Origin of the sequence: Thioalkalivibrio versutus, assembly GCF_001999325.1 — a bacterium.
GTDB lineage: Bacteria > Pseudomonadota > Gammaproteobacteria > Ectothiorhodospirales > Ectothiorhodospiraceae > Thioalkalivibrio > Thioalkalivibrio versutus.
This window is the reverse complement of sequence record NZ_MVAR01000004.1, coordinates 44,075-58,849: the sequence shown is the minus strand read 5'-3', so window position 1 is coordinate 58,849 and position 14,775 is coordinate 44,075. Positions and strand designations below refer to the sequence as shown.

14 protein-coding genes and 1 riboswitch are annotated in these 14,775 nt (G+C 66.4%); of the genes, 1 reads left to right on the top strand and 13 read right to left on the bottom strand.

All coding sequences use genetic code 11. The features are described from left to right. Positions 1-16: 16 nt before the first annotated feature. The 5 genes from fliD to B0684_RS01325 all read right to left on the bottom strand — a co-directional run bounded on the left by fliD (position 17) and on the right by B0684_RS01325 (position 6,403). On the bottom strand, positions 17-1,378 hold the full coding sequence (gene fliD, locus B0684_RS01345; protein ID WP_018650102.1) for a flagellar filament capping protein FliD: 1,362 nt from the start codon (positions 1,376-1,378) through the stop codon (positions 17-19). A gap of 504 nt (positions 1,379-1,882) precedes the next feature. Further along, positions 1,883-2,308, bottom strand: a complete 426-nt coding sequence (locus B0684_RS13985) for a flagellar protein FlaG (protein WP_269844070.1) — start codon at positions 2,306-2,308, stop codon at positions 1,883-1,885. 76 nt (positions 2,309-2,384) lie between these two features. Continuing rightward, on the bottom strand, positions 2,385-3,599 hold the full coding sequence (locus B0684_RS01335; protein WP_018650100.1) for a flagellin N-terminal helical domain-containing protein: 1,215 nt from the start codon (positions 3,597-3,599) through the stop codon (positions 2,385-2,387). Between the two features lie 121 nt (positions 3,600-3,720). Next, a complete protein-coding gene (locus B0684_RS01330) occupies positions 3,721-5,715 on the bottom strand; it encodes a 6-hydroxymethylpterin diphosphokinase MptE-like protein (RefSeq protein WP_018650099.1) in 1,995 nt (664 codons plus the stop codon). A 61-nt stretch (positions 5,716-5,776) separates the two neighbouring features. Then, entirely contained in the window at positions 5,777-6,403 is a 627-nt protein-coding gene (locus B0684_RS01325; RefSeq protein WP_018650098.1) for a YIP1 family protein, read from the bottom strand. Positions 6,404-6,505: 102 nt separating this feature from the next. Between B0684_RS01325 and B0684_RS01320 the strand changes: the two genes are divergently transcribed. Then, positions 6,506-6,727 (top strand): hypothetical protein, encoded by a 222-nt coding sequence (locus B0684_RS01320; protein WP_018650097.1) that lies wholly within the window; start codon positions 6,506-6,508, stop codon positions 6,725-6,727. A 10-nt stretch (positions 6,728-6,737) separates the two neighbouring features. Here B0684_RS01320 and B0684_RS01315 read toward each other — a convergent pair whose 3' ends face one another. From B0684_RS01315 to bluB, 8 genes are all read right to left on the bottom strand, one after another. Further along, on the bottom strand, positions 6,738-7,511 hold the full coding sequence (locus B0684_RS01315; RefSeq protein WP_018650096.1) for an adenosylcobinamide-GDP ribazoletransferase: 774 nt from the start codon (positions 7,509-7,511) through the stop codon (positions 6,738-6,740). A 125-nt stretch (positions 7,512-7,636) separates the two neighbouring features. Then, positions 7,637-8,203 carry a histidine phosphatase family protein gene (locus tag B0684_RS01310; protein ID WP_018169835.1) on the bottom strand — a complete coding sequence of 189 codons (567 nt, stop codon included), beginning with the start codon at positions 8,201-8,203 and terminating at the stop codon, positions 7,637-7,639. Further along, the gene (cobT, locus tag B0684_RS01305) at positions 8,200-9,261 is read right to left on the bottom strand and encodes a nicotinate-nucleotide--dimethylbenzimidazole phosphoribosyltransferase (protein ID WP_018650095.1); all 1,062 of its coding nucleotides are present in this window, start codon (positions 9,259-9,261) and stop codon (positions 8,200-8,202) included. Before cobT ends, B0684_RS01310 begins: the two co-directional genes overlap by 4 nt. Positions 9,262-9,576: 315 nt before the next feature. Continuing rightward, positions 9,577-10,098, bottom strand: coding sequence for a bifunctional adenosylcobinamide kinase/adenosylcobinamide-phosphate guanylyltransferase (cobU, locus tag B0684_RS01300; protein ID WP_018650094.1), 522 nt, complete (start codon positions 10,096-10,098; stop codon positions 9,577-9,579). After that, entirely contained in the window at positions 10,095-11,618 is a 1,524-nt protein-coding gene (locus tag B0684_RS01295; protein WP_018650093.1) for a cobyric acid synthase, read from the bottom strand. Before B0684_RS01295 ends, cobU begins: the two co-directional genes overlap by 4 nt. Then, the gene (gene cobD / locus B0684_RS01290) at positions 11,618-12,625 is read right to left on the bottom strand and encodes a threonine-phosphate decarboxylase CobD (protein ID WP_018650092.1); all 1,008 of its coding nucleotides are present in this window, start codon (positions 12,623-12,625) and stop codon (positions 11,618-11,620) included. Before cobD ends, B0684_RS01295 begins: the two co-directional genes overlap by 1 nt. 10 nt (positions 12,626-12,635) lie before the next feature. After that, a complete protein-coding gene (gene cbiB / locus B0684_RS01285; RefSeq protein ID WP_018650091.1) occupies positions 12,636-13,538 on the bottom strand; it encodes an adenosylcobinamide-phosphate synthase CbiB in 903 nt (300 codons plus the stop codon). After that, a complete protein-coding gene (gene bluB, locus B0684_RS01280; protein ID WP_018650090.1) occupies positions 13,535-14,308 on the bottom strand; it encodes a 5,6-dimethylbenzimidazole synthase in 774 nt (257 codons plus the stop codon). The genes cbiB and bluB overlap by 4 nt, the downstream gene beginning before the upstream one ends. Before the next feature lie 94 nt (positions 14,309-14,402). Continuing rightward, a riboswitch (cobalamin riboswitch) is annotated at positions 14,403-14,665 on the bottom strand. Positions 14,666-14,775: the final 110 nt, after the last annotated feature.

The window sequence follows — 14,775 nt, the reverse complement described above, 5'->3', positions numbered from 1 at the left end:
GCCCAATACGGGGCGACTATCGACGAGAATTGTTCTGGGCCAGCGGCATGTTCGCCAGCTGCCCCATGAGAAAATCACTGGTCCCCTGCAACTGTGCAACAGTGCTGTCCATGCGTCCGAACTGGCGTACCAGCCGCGACTCCAATTGCTCCAGGCGCACATTCAGATCCACGCGCTGCTGACTAAGCCGCTCCAGATCGTTCTGCAGGCCTTCGGTGCGCACGCCAATCAGACCATCGGGGCCGGTGAAGCTGCTGGCCACCCCCTCCATGCGCTCGCCGATCTCCCGGACCACCGCTGTGACGTTGTCGAAACCGTCGTTCTCCAGTGCCTGGTTGAACCGGTCACTGTCGAAACCGAGCGTACCGTCGCGGTTCGACACCACCCCCAGCGATGCGAGGGTACGCGCATTCACATCCGGGATTTGCGCCGGCTCCACCAGGGCGTTCCCCAACCGGCTCCGGATGCCGCGCACCGTGCTGTCACCGGTTAGCACCGAGGCCTGCTGCTCCTCGGCGTTGTAGGCCGTCAGGTTGCTTGTCTGCCCGATCAAGCCATTGTAGGCCTCGACAAAGCCCTCGAGCGCACGCTGCAACGCACCCTGATCCTCGCTGACCGAGACCGTCACCGGGGAGTCGGAAGTGCCCCGAAGCTCGATCGACAGTCCCTCGACCGTGTCCTCTAGGGTATTCGTCGTGCTGGTTACCGTCAGGCCGTTGATCACCGCCTCGGCATCCTGTGCAGCCCGGGTCTGCACCAGGTTGGCCCCATCCAGACGAGCCAACCCGCTACCCACGGGATCCTCAGTCGCAGTGACGTTAATGGTATTGGCCTCACCGGTCGTGTTCGCCGTCAGCACCAGGCGCGCACCATCCCCATCATTCACGATTGAGGCCGTGACGCCACCCTCCGCGTCGTTGATCGCATTACGCACGTCGCGCAGCGTGTCGCCTTCCTGCACGTTGACCGTGAATGCATCGCCATCGCCCACTTGGATCGCGAGCTGCCCAGCCCCCACCTCAGCGTCCGCATCCGCGAATTCACCTGGGGCTGAGGCTAGGGCTTGCGCTTGCGCAAGCTTGGTTACCTCCAGCGAGAAATCCCCGTTCGCGGCCGTGCCATCCGCGGTAACCCGGGCCACATCGCGATTGGAGACCGACGCGTTCTGCGACAACTCGAACTCGGAAAGCTGCGAGAGCGCTCCCTTGGCCTGATCAATGGCACTCGTCAAGTTCCCGTAGGCAGAGATCTGCGCTTCAAGCCGCTGTTCCCGCTGGTTAAAACGAGTCTCTTTGGGTACTCGTTCCGCATTCACCAGATCGTTGACGATTTGGTTCAGATCCAGACCGGAGCCGATCCCCAGTGAACTAATGGCCATGATGACTTTGCTCCTCGGCGTTCGACGTCTCGAACCGTTTGCACGTGCGATATATCCCTTTACGGCAGACTAGCCGAAATCTTGAGTCCACCACAGAAAATACCGCTCAAAACCGCCCTTCAGTCCCGGCCCTCCGCGGCCCAGGCTGCCCCCCGACCTTGCACGCGCAGCAAAGCCATCTCCAACACCTGGCACCAATCCGGAAATCCTTCCGAACACCGCCATCCCGCAGCCCGTCCTCCCGAAAACTGCGCTGCAGGAATGCGGATCTCCAACGTAACAGGTGCCCCTTTCGCATGGGCATTTCCAGCAGCGGGAGATCCCGGCTCTCCGCTTCGCTGCGGATGGGACAACCGCAGCGCGGCTACGCGAAAAAATGAGGCTCCAGCGTGGCGGAAGTGGCGCTGGGGTTAGCTCGCGTTGGCACAACGAAAAAAGCCGAACCCGCTACCGGATCCGGCTCAATGAAACATACCGCGTTGAGGTGCAGTCTCGATAGAGCCCTCAGGCCTTGTCCGCCAGCCCCGTACCGCCGAGCTCCTGCTCGGTCTGGAACTGTTCCACCAGGGCCAGTACGGCCTCCGGAGGAATCTGGCGGATCACCTGTTCGCGTTCTCCGTCCATCACCGTAATCACCGTGCGGCCGCTGCTGTCGTCCACGCTAAACTCCAGCGCCCGCTTGGTGGATTGCAGGTAGGAATTGATCGACTCGACCACCTGATTCACCTCGGCCATGTCCATGGCCTCGATCGCCGGTCCGGTGGCACCAGGAGCCGTTGATTCCGAACTACTGTCCGAACGAACTACGGCCTCGGGCCGTCCCTCGCCACGAACAAGACCCGCGCCGGGACCGGGCGCCTTCGCCCCCTCGCCCCCGCGCGGGCTCACTGCAACCAGCGGTGATGTGATACTGCCGATTCCATCACTCATATCGCTGTCCTCTTCAGAAGAGGTGGATGGCAACCTCGCCATCCACCTTCAACCACAGAAGCCCGAGTGATCGAGCTTACTGCAGCAGGGCCAGCACGTTCTGCGGAACGGCGTTGGCCTGAGAAAGCACCGAGGTACCCGCCTGCTGCAGGATCTGCGCCCGCGTCAGTTCCGCCGTCTCGGCCGCAAAATCCGCGTCCTGAATCCGCGAACGCGCCGCCGACAGGTTCTCCGACGAAATCTCCAGGTTGGCGATGGTGTTCTCGAACCGCACCTGCACCGCACCCAGCTCGGCCCGCAGGCTGCTGATCTGGGTCAGCGCCCCGTCCATCGTGGAGATCGTCTGGAAGGCCTCTTCGCGGGTGCTAACACCCACCTCCGTCAGGTTCACCTGCGTACTCTCAGCAGCCGTGCCAAACAAATCCACCGCGGGACTTAACGCGGCACCGTCTGAATCCTCGATGGCACCACCGGATACATTGAACTCGGCGTCGAACGCCCCGTTGATCACGATCCCGGTGTTGCCGTCATTATCCACCCGGAGGGCCGCGGTCAAGCGCGCGCCGGAGACCTCCTGGTCATCGGAACCTGCGGTCTGGATTGCGCTGTTGATCTCGCGCACCGCATCCTCAAGGGAAGTCACTCCCTCGAGATTGACCGTGATTTGCGCCGACCCGGCACTGGCTACGTTGATGGTGATATCGCCCCCAGTAGCAGCAAATTGAATGCCGTCGTTAATCTGCGTTTGAGTAAGCGAGCCCGAGGACATCTGCTCGGCAGCCCCCAGTTCGGACGAGAGGGCGTTCACGCCACTCACTGCGATCATCTGGCCCTGGTTCGCACCCACCTGGAAAAACAGGTCATCCAAACTGCCGTCCAGCACCCGCTGACCATTGAATTCGGTCTCGTTGGCCACACGACCGACTTCCGCAATCAACTGCTGCACCTCGTCGTTCAGCGCCTGACGGTCGGACGGGGAGTTCGAATCGTTCGCTGCCTGCACCGACAGCTCGCGCGCGCGCTGCAACGCATCGCCGATCGTCCCCAGGGCACCCTCGGCCGTCTGGGAGAAAGAGATCCCGTCGTTCGCATTGCGAACCGCCTGATTCAGACCGCGAATCTGGGTGGTAAAGCGCTCGGAGATCGCCAGCCCCGCCGCGTCATCCTTCGCACTGTTGATCCGCAAACCCGTCGACAGCCGCTCCAGCGACGTCTGCAGGGCACCCTGGGAGTTATTCAGATTGCGCTGGGCATTCAGCGACAAGATGTTGGTGTTAATTACCTGGGACATGGTCATTCTCCTGAGCTATGCTGACGCCACCCTTCGGGCGGCTCTTTCGGCGGTACTCGTCCGCTCTCAGGGCCTTTAACGACCGTCCGCACGCTTCCTTTAGTCCTGCACTAGAATTTTTTCACCGATTGTCCGGTTTCGCTTCTGCCGACCCTGGGTCGCAATGCTCGCGCATGTACTGTTCCGCAATCTCCGGCCATTCGAGCGAAGCCGCCAGTTCAAGCAGACGCGCCCGTCCCTCCCGGTACAGGTCGGCCTGCGCTGCACCCGGCGCGCGCAGCATCAGTTGATACCAGCGCAACAGGACGTGCCCCATGAGACTGGCAAACACCTCGAGGCGACGGTCTTCCGGATCCCTCCGCACAATCGGACCCGAGACCTCCCACCAGTACCGGTCCAGGGCCCCCACGAAGCGGGTCCAGTCGAGCGTGTCCGGAAATTCCTGCAACGGCTCGCACAACCGAACGAGCAATTCGCGCGGGCAGGTGGCGAACGGCCGAGGGGGCACATCGCTACCGAACGCTGCATGGATCTCAGCCAAGCGTTCGGCCACCCCGGTCACGGGTGGCGGCTCGATTTTTTCCGGATAGTCCGGTATTGCCCCCTCGATCAGGGCCCCGTGCGAGAGATTCCGTACCGGGATGTCGCAGCCGACAATTGCCCGTTCTGCCGATTGTCGCGCGTTGTTCAGATACGGCGTGCTCACCCAAGTGCGCTCGGATGCCGGATGGTTGGTCTTCACCAAAGGTGCCCCAGTATCTTCACCAGAAGCTCGGAAGTGGTGGTGAGTTCCCGAAGCATGGCTGCGGTCCTCCTGCGGAAAGGCCAGGTCCAGCCCCACGAGATAAACTTCCGCCGCACGGAAACGCAGTGCCGCTGCAAGCGCCAGGTTCCCGGAGGTCGGGCCAGTGTGCTGCCACGAACAAGGAAACGATGCGACATTCGGTGTCGCCGAATCGGCGAAAAGCAGCGGCTTGTTGAAGCGAATGAGTAGATCCGGCGCTGCGTTGATCGACGCAATTAATGGGACATCAGGATCCAGAGCCATTCGTTCAAGCGAGGCATCCGAATATTCATAGTCCAGGCCACACTGAAAGTCCGGACGAATACCCGCAGCACGCAATGCCGAAACCGCGGATACCGCGCAAATGATCACCATCCGGTCGCGATACCGCTTGAGCCATTCGATTGCATCGTCCAGCGATGGCCCTGCCCCGATCACCGCCACCGGCACCTCGCCAAGGCCCTGGCGGTCATCGCTCCAGATCGCCCGTCCATCCTGCAGATTCCGGACGGCGGAATCCATGCCGCGTAACTGACGGTCCATCGGGAGATAGGTGTTTTTGCGGAAGTGCAGACGTGCGCGATCGGCAAACAAGGTGAATTCCGGAGCGTCGTAGCCCCGAAGCATTCGCACCCATCCCTGGCTAGACACCGGGAAGGCCCCCGAAACAGTCCCCAGCACCCGGTCCTTATCGGCCTCGCCCACGAACAGGTACAGGTGGCCCAGGCGTTCGTGCAGCGCGGCGTAGTCGAGGAACAGGCAGGACAGCGCGAACCGTTCCGGATCGGGTTCCAGCAGCACCAGATCCTGTACCCGAGCCCGCGTCAGGTAATACTCAATGTGCAGGCCGGTGTTTAGGCCAAGAAAGAACACGAGCGGGGAGAACACCCGAGCCTTGTCCGACGCTGGTAGTGCAAAGCGTGTCTGCGCGCCCGTCTCCGAAATTTCCGGAACCAGCCCCTCCAGCTGGTCCACCCAGTCCTGCACGATCCGCTGATGTTGCGTCTCGATTGTTGCCGATATCCGGGTGCTGGTAAGTTGGTATTCCCACCAGCCGCCATGGTTGACCTCACCCAACTGGCTCGCAAACTCCGCCAGCTTTCCCGGCGGATGCAGCAACGTACCCGCCGTCTTGTCAGTCACCGCCACTAGCGCCGCGTCCGGCTCCACCTGAAAGCGGCCGATCCCAACGCGGGAAACGTATTGGGCCAGTTCGGGAAACTTCTTTTCCAGAAACGCCACGTTCCGCCGATGCTGCCGCTTGAGGATTTGCGCGCGCTTGTGCGGCTTGGCCGCCCGTAACTCCCTAACGATCTTGGGCTCCACTGCCATAAAACACGTCCCGTTTTTCGTGGCCCCCGATTGTACGTCACCAAACGCGGACGGAGCCGTTTCAGATCAGCCAGGTGGTCCCTATACGGTGCTCGGGCGTGGCGCCGGGGATCAGGTCCATCAGGAGCCAGCCGAAGATCAGGGTAATGAAGGCGCCGCAGAAGATGGTGGCCACGAACAGGCCGATGCGGTTGCCGCGGCGCAGGCCGATGATCTCGCGCAGGGCCCAGTAGAGCAGCCAGAGGGAATACAGGATCAGCAACAACGCCGTGCCGTTGCCCCAGGGCCAGGGGAACGCGGCGACCACCTTGCCGACCCAGGCGGGCAACAGCCCGATCGTGACGGCGAGCATCGCACGGTCCGGGTGCGAGTAGCCCTGGAACAGCTCGGTTAGGTAGTGCGCGGACCAGGCCATCCCCAGCACCCCGATGCTCATCGCCATCACGCTGTAGACGCCAAAGCCCCAAGCGCCCGGCATGGCCTCGGGCGGCAGGCCGGTCGGGATCACCTGGTAAAGCCATTGGCTCGCGACCACGCTCACCAGCAGCACCGGCAACGCCAGCCCCAGGAACGTCTGCCACCACGGCGGGGCCGGTTTGATTGATCGCGCATCGCGCACCGCCCCAAGCGGGTTTACGAGCGCGCGCAGGGTCATGCGGGCCGGATTGAGTTTCGCGGGAACGTTCATCGCCGAAGTATGTGGCAATTACGTGACCATTCGATGACAGCTTTTGCTAGCTTCAGGCATGCATCATCTGGTCCTGAGCGCGGAGACGCTGCATTGGCTCGATTGACGATTCGTTTTCCGGACGACAAGTACGAACGGCTGAAGGCGTTGGCCCGCGAGCGTGGGACCAGCGTGAACCGCCTTGTGGACGAGATGGCCACGCTGATGATTGCGGAGCACGATGCCGAGACCCGTTTCCGGGTGCGCGCCCAGCGTGGTCAGGGTCGGGAGCAAGAAGGTCTGGCGCTGCTGGACAAGGCGATGGGGAACACCTCGCCTCATTGAGCGGCAGCTCCTAATGCAGGGCGAGCACTAGCGCCATGACGGTAATCGCCATCATTTCCACCAGTTCCAGGGCGGCGCCGGCGGTATCGCCGGTGAAGCCGCCGAGCCAGCGGCGCAGGAAGGCGGCGATGGCGAATACCAACGCCAGCGCAACGGCCAGGCCCAGGATCAGGCCCCAAACGCCGGTGACCAGCGCCACTAGCAGGATCAACACGCCGGTGGCCACCAGCACCATCTGGGCGGGGCTGCGCGGCAGGTGTGCGGCCATCTCGGCGCCCAGGCCCTGCTCCCGCACGTAGGGCACCAGCAGAAACAGCCCGGTGAGCGCCGCGCGCCCCAGCACGATGGCGACCAGCAACGCGATCCAGGCACCCGTCTCCACCACGGTTACCAGGGCTGCGAACTTGATCAGCAGCACCAGGATCAGCGCTGCCACCGCCATCGGGCCGCTGGTCGGGTCCTTCATGATGGCCTGGGCGCGCTCCGGGTCCTGATGGCTACCGACCCAGGCATCCATCGTGTCCGCCAGCCCGTCCAGGTGCAGCGCGCCGGTCAGGGCGACCCATAACGCGAGCACCAGCGCCGCGACCAGTAGCGGCGGCGCGCCGGGTATGGCCGCCAGCGCGATACCGACCAGTACCACGACCAGGCCCAGGATCAGGCCGACCAGCGGATAAGCCAGCACCGAACGCCCCAGGTCGGCCGGTTGCGGGTCGAGCGCGGGGGTTGGCAGGCGGGTGAGGAACTGGAGGGCCAGCCAGAAGGGTTTTAGCGCGACGCTCATTTGGGTGCCCGGTCGGACTTTGGCGGGAGGTATTCGCGGCCAGGGCCGCTCCCGCAGGGGGCTAGGCCACCGAAGGTCCTCGACATAGTTGTGGGAGCGGCCTTGGCCCACCAAGGGCAGGAGATTCATCGATAGGGCTGCCATGGCTCGACAATATGCAGGGAGGCGAGCGGGACGTCGATTCCGAGCAGCTTCTCCAGCGGCCAGCCCTCGTGCAGGGCACGGATCAGGCGGATGACGCCGCCGTGGGCGATCACGAGCACCCGGTCGCCTTCGTTGGGCGCCAGGTCGTTCCAGCCGGCGACAACGCGCTCGCGAAAAGCCTGGAGCGACTCGCCGTTGGGCGGCTGATGATTCAGCGGATCCTGCCAGAAACGGCCTAGTGCATCGGCGTCCGTCTCCATCAGCGCCGCCGCCGTGCGGCCTTCCCAGTCGCCGAAGTCGAGTTCGGCCAGGCGGTCGTCGACGGCGAGCGGTACCCCCGCCTCCTCGGCAAACACCTGTGCTGGAGCGCGGCAACGCGTCAGCGGCGAGCAGACGATGCGATCCCAGGCGGTATCTCGCGCCAAAGCGTCGCGCATTGCGCCCCAGCCGGCCTCGGTCAGCGGGACATCGCTGCCCCGGCCGCAGAACCCCTGGCCGGTGGTCTCGCCGTGGCGCAGCAGGCCGATTCGGGCCGAGCCGACGCTCACGCCTCCTCTCCGCTGACGCCGGCCTCGGCGAAGGTGGCCATGCCGGAGTGCAGCTCGCAGGCCAGGCGCAACAGGGGCACCGCCGTGGCCGCCCCGCTCCCCTCGCCCAGGCGCATGCCGAGATCGAGCAGCGGCTCGGCCTCCAGCGCCGCCAACAGGCGCTGGTGACCCGGCTCCGCCGAGGTATGTGCGTAGAAGAACCAGTCCGCCGTACCCGGGCACAGGCGCTCGGCCACCAGCGCCGCCGAGGTGCTGATGAAGCCGTCCACCAGCACCGGCAGGCCGATCTGCGCGGCCGCGATATACGCCCCGGCCAGCCCCGCGATCTCGAAGCCGCCCAAGCAGCGCAAGCTGCCCAGCGCGTCGCCCCGCACCTCGCCGTGGGTTTGCAGGGCCTGTTCGATTACCTCGGCCTTGTGCCGCACCCCATTCGCGTCCAGCCCTGTGCCGGGGCCGGCCAGCTCGACGGGCGGAAGATCCAGTAAGGAACACGCCAGCGCAGCAGCGGCGGTCGTGTTGCCAATCCCCATCTCGCCGCCAACGAATAGCTGCGCCCCACCCCGACGCGCCCGCTCCGCGCACTGGCGGCCGACGTTCAGGGCGCGTTCCAGCTGCGCTGGCGTCATGGCCGGCTCGCGTGCGAGGTTCGCGGTGCCGGGGCCGAGGTTCAGTTGCTGCACACCGCTGACGGCGGGCGGCTCCGCGACCGTGCCCAGGTTGATCACCTCGATAGAGGCGCCCAGGTACCGCGCCAGCACCGAGATTGCCGCCCCGCCCGTCGCGAAGTTCGCAACCATCTGTGCGGTAACCGCTTGCGGAAAGCGCGAGATCCCCTCGGCCACCACGCCATGATCGCCGGCAAACACCGCGATGTGGACGTTCTCCAGGCTGGGCTTTTCCTGGCCCTGCATCCCGGCCAGGCGTTCGGCGATCGCCTCCAGTTGCCCGAGCGACCCGGGCGGCTTGGTCAGCTGGGCCTGCCGTTCGGCGGCGGCCTGGCGCGCGGCGGCGTCCAGGGTCGCCGGCGGCACCTGCAGCCAGTCACAGTCTTCGGTCACTTGTTGATCCTCATTGGTCTCTCGTGCGTGCTTTGCCACTTTCCTTCATCCCGACCCATGGCTCGTCGCCATCCCGGCCGGCTACTTCCCGTCATCCCGGCCGCAGCGAAGCGGAGAGCCGGGATCTCCACGCGCCAGGGATACCCCCCCGACATCCGCCAACGATGGAGATCCCGGATAACTGCTGCGCAGTTTCCGGGATGACGAGGGTTAGGTGGCAGGGGTGACGGTTGGGGGCGGGATGCTGCGGTGGTGCCGGCCTGCCGGCGTGCTTGTCTATGGGCCTGGAGGGCGAAATGCATGTTGGCCGGTTTGTCACAGCGGGTGTCCCTTCAGGACGTGCGGGAGGCCGGCGACGGTGAGGACGACGCGGTCCATTGCCGGGGCCAAGCGCTGGTGGAGCCAGCCGGCCTCGTCGGCGAAGCGACGGGACAGTGCGTCCATGGGCGTGATCCCCATGCCGGTTTCGTTGGAAACGAACACGAGAGTGCCTGGCAGGCGGGGAACCGTCTCAATCAGGGCCTCGCGCTCGCGCTCGATCCGGCCCTCGTCATCGGTGCACAGGAGCTGGGTCAGCCACAGGGTCAGGCAGTCCACCAGCAGGCACTGCTCGGGTCCCGCGGTCTGCTCCAGCGCCCGGGCCAGGCCCGTGCCCGCCTCGACGAGGCCCCAGTCTCCGGGCCGGTCGGCGCGGTGGCGTTCGATCCGGCGTGCCATTTCGGCATCGTCCGCGCGCGCCGTCGCCACGTAGGTCACGGGCAGGCCGCTGGCCGCCGCCAGTTGTTCTGCCAGCCGGCTCTTGCCCGAGCGCACGCCACCCAGTACCAGGGTCTTCATGCGACTGGCTCCTTCGGTTCGGCTTGCAGAAGGGTCAGTATGCAATTCATATCCAGGTGTTCTTCCAGAGAATCGGCCAGGCGCTCCAGGCCGCGCTCCCGCGCCGTTGCCAGGTCTTCCCCTTTCTCCATCCCGCTACGCATTCCCGCCCATTGCAGCAAGGCCTCGCCGGCGTCCGATGTATCGAACACGCCGTGGACATAAGTTCCGGCCACCGTGTCATCCTCGCTGCGCGCGCCATCCGGGCCGTGTTCCAGCTGCAGCAGCGGCCGCTCCAGGCCCGGCCCGGTTGTCACGCCCGCATGGATCTCGTAACCTTCTACGCCGGCTTCTCGGTCCAGTACGCGATCTCCGCGAACCCGCTCCAGGTGCTTCTCGGGTGCGAGCCGGGTCTCGATATCCAGCCAGCCCAGCCCCGGCGTGGAACCCGACTGGCCTTCGACGCCATCGGGATCGTGCACGGCGTGGCCCAGCATCTGGAATCCGCCGCAAATCCCCAGCACCTTGCCGCCATAGCGCACATGCCGCTGAAGCGCGGCCTCCCAGCCCTGTTCGCGCAACCAGGCGAGATCGGCGCGCACGGACTTCGAGCCCGGCAGGATGACCAGATCCGCCGGTTGCAGGGCTTCGCCTGGACCGACAAAGCGCAGGTCCACTGCCGGATGCAGGCGTAGGGGGTCGAAATCGGTGTGGTTGGAGATGCGCGGCAATGCCGGCACGGCCACCTTCAGCGCGTCCGCGGACTTTTCCGGCATCGCCTCGCGCGGAAGGGCGTCCGCGGACTTTTCCGGCATCGCCTCGCGCGGAAGGGCGTCCTCGGCATCCAGATAAAGCCCGTGCAGGTACGGGATCACGCCGAGCACCGGCTTTCCGGTTTCCTGTTCCAGCCAGTCCAGCCCGGGTTGCAGCAGGCCGATATCGCCGCGAAAGCGGTTGATCACGAAGCCCTGCACCCGGGCGCGCTCCGTCTCGCTCAGAAGCGCCAGCGTGCCCACCAGATGCGCGAACACCCCGCCCCGGTCTATATCCGCGACCAGGATCACCGGACAGTCCACCGCCTCGGCAAAGCCCATGTTGGCAATGTCGCCGGCACGCAGGTTGATCTCGGCTGGCGATCCCGCGCCCTCGACGAGGACGTGGTCGTACTGTGCGGTCAGGCGGCCATGCGATGCCAGCACCGCCTCGCGCGCCACTGGCTTGTAGTCGTGATAGGCGCGGGCATCCAGTTCCGCCGCCGGCCGGCCGTGGATGATGACCTGCGCCCCCTGATCCGAGCTGGGCTTGAGCAGTACCGGGTTCATGTCCGTGTGCGGCTCCAGGCCGCAGGCCGCAGCCTGCAGGGCCTGGGCGCGCCCGATCTCGCCACCGTCGGCCGTGACCGCGCTGTTCAGCGCCATGTTCTGCGGCTTGAACGGCACCACCGACAGCCCGCGCCGGTGCAGCACGCGCGCCAGCCCCGCGACCAGCACGCTCTTGCCGGCATCCGAGGTTGTGCCCTGCACCATCAGCGTCGTACCCATCAGGACGCCCCCAGTGCCTGTTCCAGGCGCTTCCATTCGTGTTCCGGCCCCGGCAGGCCAAAACGAAGGCTGCCCGGCTCATCAAACCGCCGCACGAGGATGCCCTGCCGGCCCAGGTGATCTTGCCAGCCCGCGGGATCGTCCACGCGGCACCACTGAAACAACGCGGTGCCGCCGGCGGGTTCCAGCCCCTGGTCGCGCAGCAAGTCCGCCAGGCGCTGGCCACGTGCCTGGAGCATGCCGCGCGTCCCGGCCTGCCAGGCCCGGTCCGACAGCGCCTGGGTGGCGATCCAGCGGGACGGTCCGGCAAGACCCCACGGCCCCATCCGGGCGGCCAGCCGCGTGCGCAGCGAACCCTCCGCGATGACAAATCCCACACGCGCCCCGGCCAGGCCAAAGAACTTGCCCAGCGAGCGCAGCACCACCAGCCCGTCGCGCGGCGCGTCCGTCGCCAGGCTCGCCTCCGGTGTCACGTCCATGAACGCCTCGTCCACGATCAGCCAGCCGCCGCGGGCGGCCAGGGCCGCGTGCCACGCCAGCAGGTCCGCCCGGTGGAACCGCTGTCCGGTCGGGTTATTGGGGTTGACCAGCAGCAGCACGTCCAGGCCGGGCAATGCGGCCTCGATCGAATCCCCATCCAGCGGGACGACGTCGTGCCCGGCCCCGTGCCAGGCCCGGGCGTGCTCGTTGTAGCTGGGCTCGAGGATGCCCACGCGCGAAGGACCTTCCCGTAGCGCGGGCAGCAGCTGTATCGCGGCCTGGGAACCGGGCACCGGCAACAGCGCCCCGGTCCCGTAATAGGTGGCGGCCGCGGCCTCCAGTCCGTCGTCCGGTTCCGGCAGGCGCGCCCAGGCCCCTGGCGGCAGCTCGCCCGCGGGGTAGCCATGCGGGTTGATGCCCGTGGAAAGATCCAGCCAGTCGGCCTCGGGGATCCGGTAGCGCGCGGCCGCCTGACGGATCCCACCCCCGTGCACCTGGATCAGCGCCTGCGGCTCCGGCGTCTGCATCGATTGGGCCTCAGAACAGGACAACGACAATCACTCCAGCCACAATGAAGGCCATCCAGATGGCCAGCGCACGATCCAGCAGCTCAACCGCCTGGCGAATGCCCGCCGCGTCCGGCATGCGGCCCATCCCCAGACGGGGTCGCCACTCGCGCTGCCCGCCATAGGGCGCCGCTCCGCCCAGGACCACGCCCAGCGCACCCGCCCCTGCGGCCATCACCGGCCCCGCATTCGGGCTCTTCCAGCCCGCGGCCTGCTCGCGCCAGCACTGCAGCGCGTCCCGGCCGCGCCCGGCCAGGGCATAGCCCAGCGCCGTCAGGCGGGCCGGGATCAGGTTCATGGCATCGTCCAGGCGCGCGGCGGCCCAGCCAAACGAGCGAAACCGGTCATTGCGATAGCCCCACATCGCGTCCAGCGTGTTCACCAGGCGATAAGCCACCACGCCCGGCGCGCCCGCCACCAGGAACCAGAAGATCGTGGCGAACAGCGCGTCGTTGCCGTTCTCCAGCACCGACTCGATGGTCGCGCCACTCACCCCGCGCGCGTCCAGGGCCGCCGTGTCGCGACTGACCAGCATGCCGACACCGGTGCGCGCCCCAGACAGGTCATCCTTTTCCAGGGCCTCGGCCACCACCTCCGCATGCTCGTCCAGGCTGCGCCAGCCAATCGCCAGCGTCAGGATCGCCAGCGTCAGAAGCCAGCCCCAGGCCAACGAGGTGCCCAGTGCGGCCAGCACCACCCAGGGCAGGACCAGCGCCGCGAGAAGGAGCGCTCCGCGTACACGACTGGGCGCATGCCAGCGGGATTCGGCCCAGGCCGCGAGCTGGCCGAATCCGGCGAGCGGATGGAACCGCCGTGGGTCACCAAACAGTCGGTCCAGGATCAGGGCGCCGATCAAGATCAGAAAGGTACTCATGTGTCGCCACCCCCGGATGGCCCATCCGGACGCGCAGCGGATTCCCGCACAACCGTGGGCAAGGCCAGCTCGCACGGCGCACCCCAGCGATCCTGGTACACCAAGTCTTCCAGTGGGCGCCGGCTGTCCCAGCCCGCGGTCTCCAGCATCGGCCGGTCATAGAAGCGCTCCACATGCCCCAGGCACAGCACGGCGATCGGGTACCCGCCTTCGGGCATGTCCAGCCGATTGGCCAGCCAGTCCGGATCGAACAGGGAAACCCAGCCCATGCCCAGGCCCTCGGCGCGGGCGGCCAGCCACAGGTTCTGGATCGCACACGCGGCCGAACAGAGGTCCATCTCGGGGAGCGTCCGCCGGCCCAGCACGTAGCGCTCGCGGCCATCGGTCAGGGCCACGACCAGCAACTCGCCCGCCTCGCGGATGCCCTCCAGCTTCAAGCGATGCACGTCGGCCGCGCGCTCGCCACAGGCCTCGGCGGTGCGCGCCTGTTCATCCGCCGCGTGGGCGTGGAGCGCCTCGCGCACCGCCGGGTCGGTAATGCGCAGGAAGCGCCAGGGCTGCATATAGCCCACGCTCGGCGCGCGATGCGCCGCCTCGAGCAGCCGCCGCAACACCGCTGGATCGACCGGGTCCGGCCGAAAATGGCGCATATCCCGGCGTTCCGCGATCACGCGATAGACGGCCGCAAGCTCATCTTGGGCAAATCCCGAACCCCCGGCATCAGCGCCCGGGCAGGAAGGGTTCTCATTGGCGGGCAACTCGGACTGCATCGGCTTACCGTCAGGGGGACACGACGCGGATGCAGAGGGATCGGGGTGTGGCCACAGGGGCCCGCACCTACCGACCCTCGCCCACCGCGCGGTCGCAGAAACATCGTCCAGGCCGGTCTCCGGGCTCGCGAGGCCCCGGCAACCCGGGGCGGCAAGTCGCCTTCCCGGGCCGCGTTCGGCCCAGTGGCTTTCGACTTGTCGAGGTCCGAGCGGCCTGCGGAAGCACCCCTCGAACCCACTCGCTTACCGTTGCGGGGGCAGCGTCGGAATGGGGCTGCGGAGGATCCCGCGCCTGCACCGACTTCCCGTTTAACCCGCGCGATCAGTCGCCCGGGCACCTGGTAGCAAGCCGCCAATCATACGCGGCAAGCCCACTGCCGACCAATTGACGCTCCGAGGCGCCCCAGGCTTGCTGCTATGATGCCCCGCTAGTCCAGCGCCAGGTGGCGGCTCCCCAGCCGGCTCGA

Coding starts and splice junctions, on each gene's coding strand:
- cobD (WP_018650092.1), bottom strand. CDS start 12,625: ATGCAGACGCCGGAGCCGCAGGCGCTGATCCAGGTGCACGGGGGTGGG.
- fliD (WP_018650102.1), bottom strand. CDS start 1,378: ATGGCCATTAGTTCACTGGGGATCGGCTCCGGTCTGGATCTGAACCAA.
- B0684_RS01330 (WP_018650099.1), bottom strand. CDS start 5,715: ATGGCAGTGGAGCCCAAGATCGTTAGGGAGTTACGGGCGGCCAAGCCG.
- B0684_RS01325 (WP_018650098.1), bottom strand. CDS start 6,403: ATGAACGTTCCCGCGAAACTCAATCCGGCCCGCATGACCCTGCGCGCG.
- B0684_RS13985 (WP_269844070.1), bottom strand. CDS start 2,308: ATGAGTGATGGAATCGGCAGTATCACATCACCGCTGGTTGCAGTGAGC.
- B0684_RS01335 (WP_018650100.1), bottom strand. CDS start 3,599: ATGTCCCAGGTAATTAACACCAACATCTTGTCGCTGAATGCCCAGCGC.
- cbiB (WP_018650091.1), bottom strand. CDS start 13,538: ATGAGTACCTTTCTGATCTTGATCGGCGCCCTGATCCTGGACCGACTG.
- bluB (WP_018650090.1), bottom strand. CDS start 14,308: ATGCAGTCCGAGTTGCCCGCCAATGAGAACCCTTCCTGCCCGGGCGCT.
- B0684_RS01295 (WP_018650093.1), bottom strand. CDS start 11,618: ATGGGTACGACGCTGATGGTGCAGGGCACAACCTCGGATGCCGGCAAG.
- B0684_RS01315 (WP_018650096.1), bottom strand. CDS start 7,511: ATGAGCGTCGCGCTAAAACCCTTCTGGCTGGCCCTCCAGTTCCTCACC.
- cobU (WP_018650094.1), bottom strand. CDS start 10,098: ATGAAGACCCTGGTACTGGGTGGCGTGCGCTCGGGCAAGAGCCGGCTG.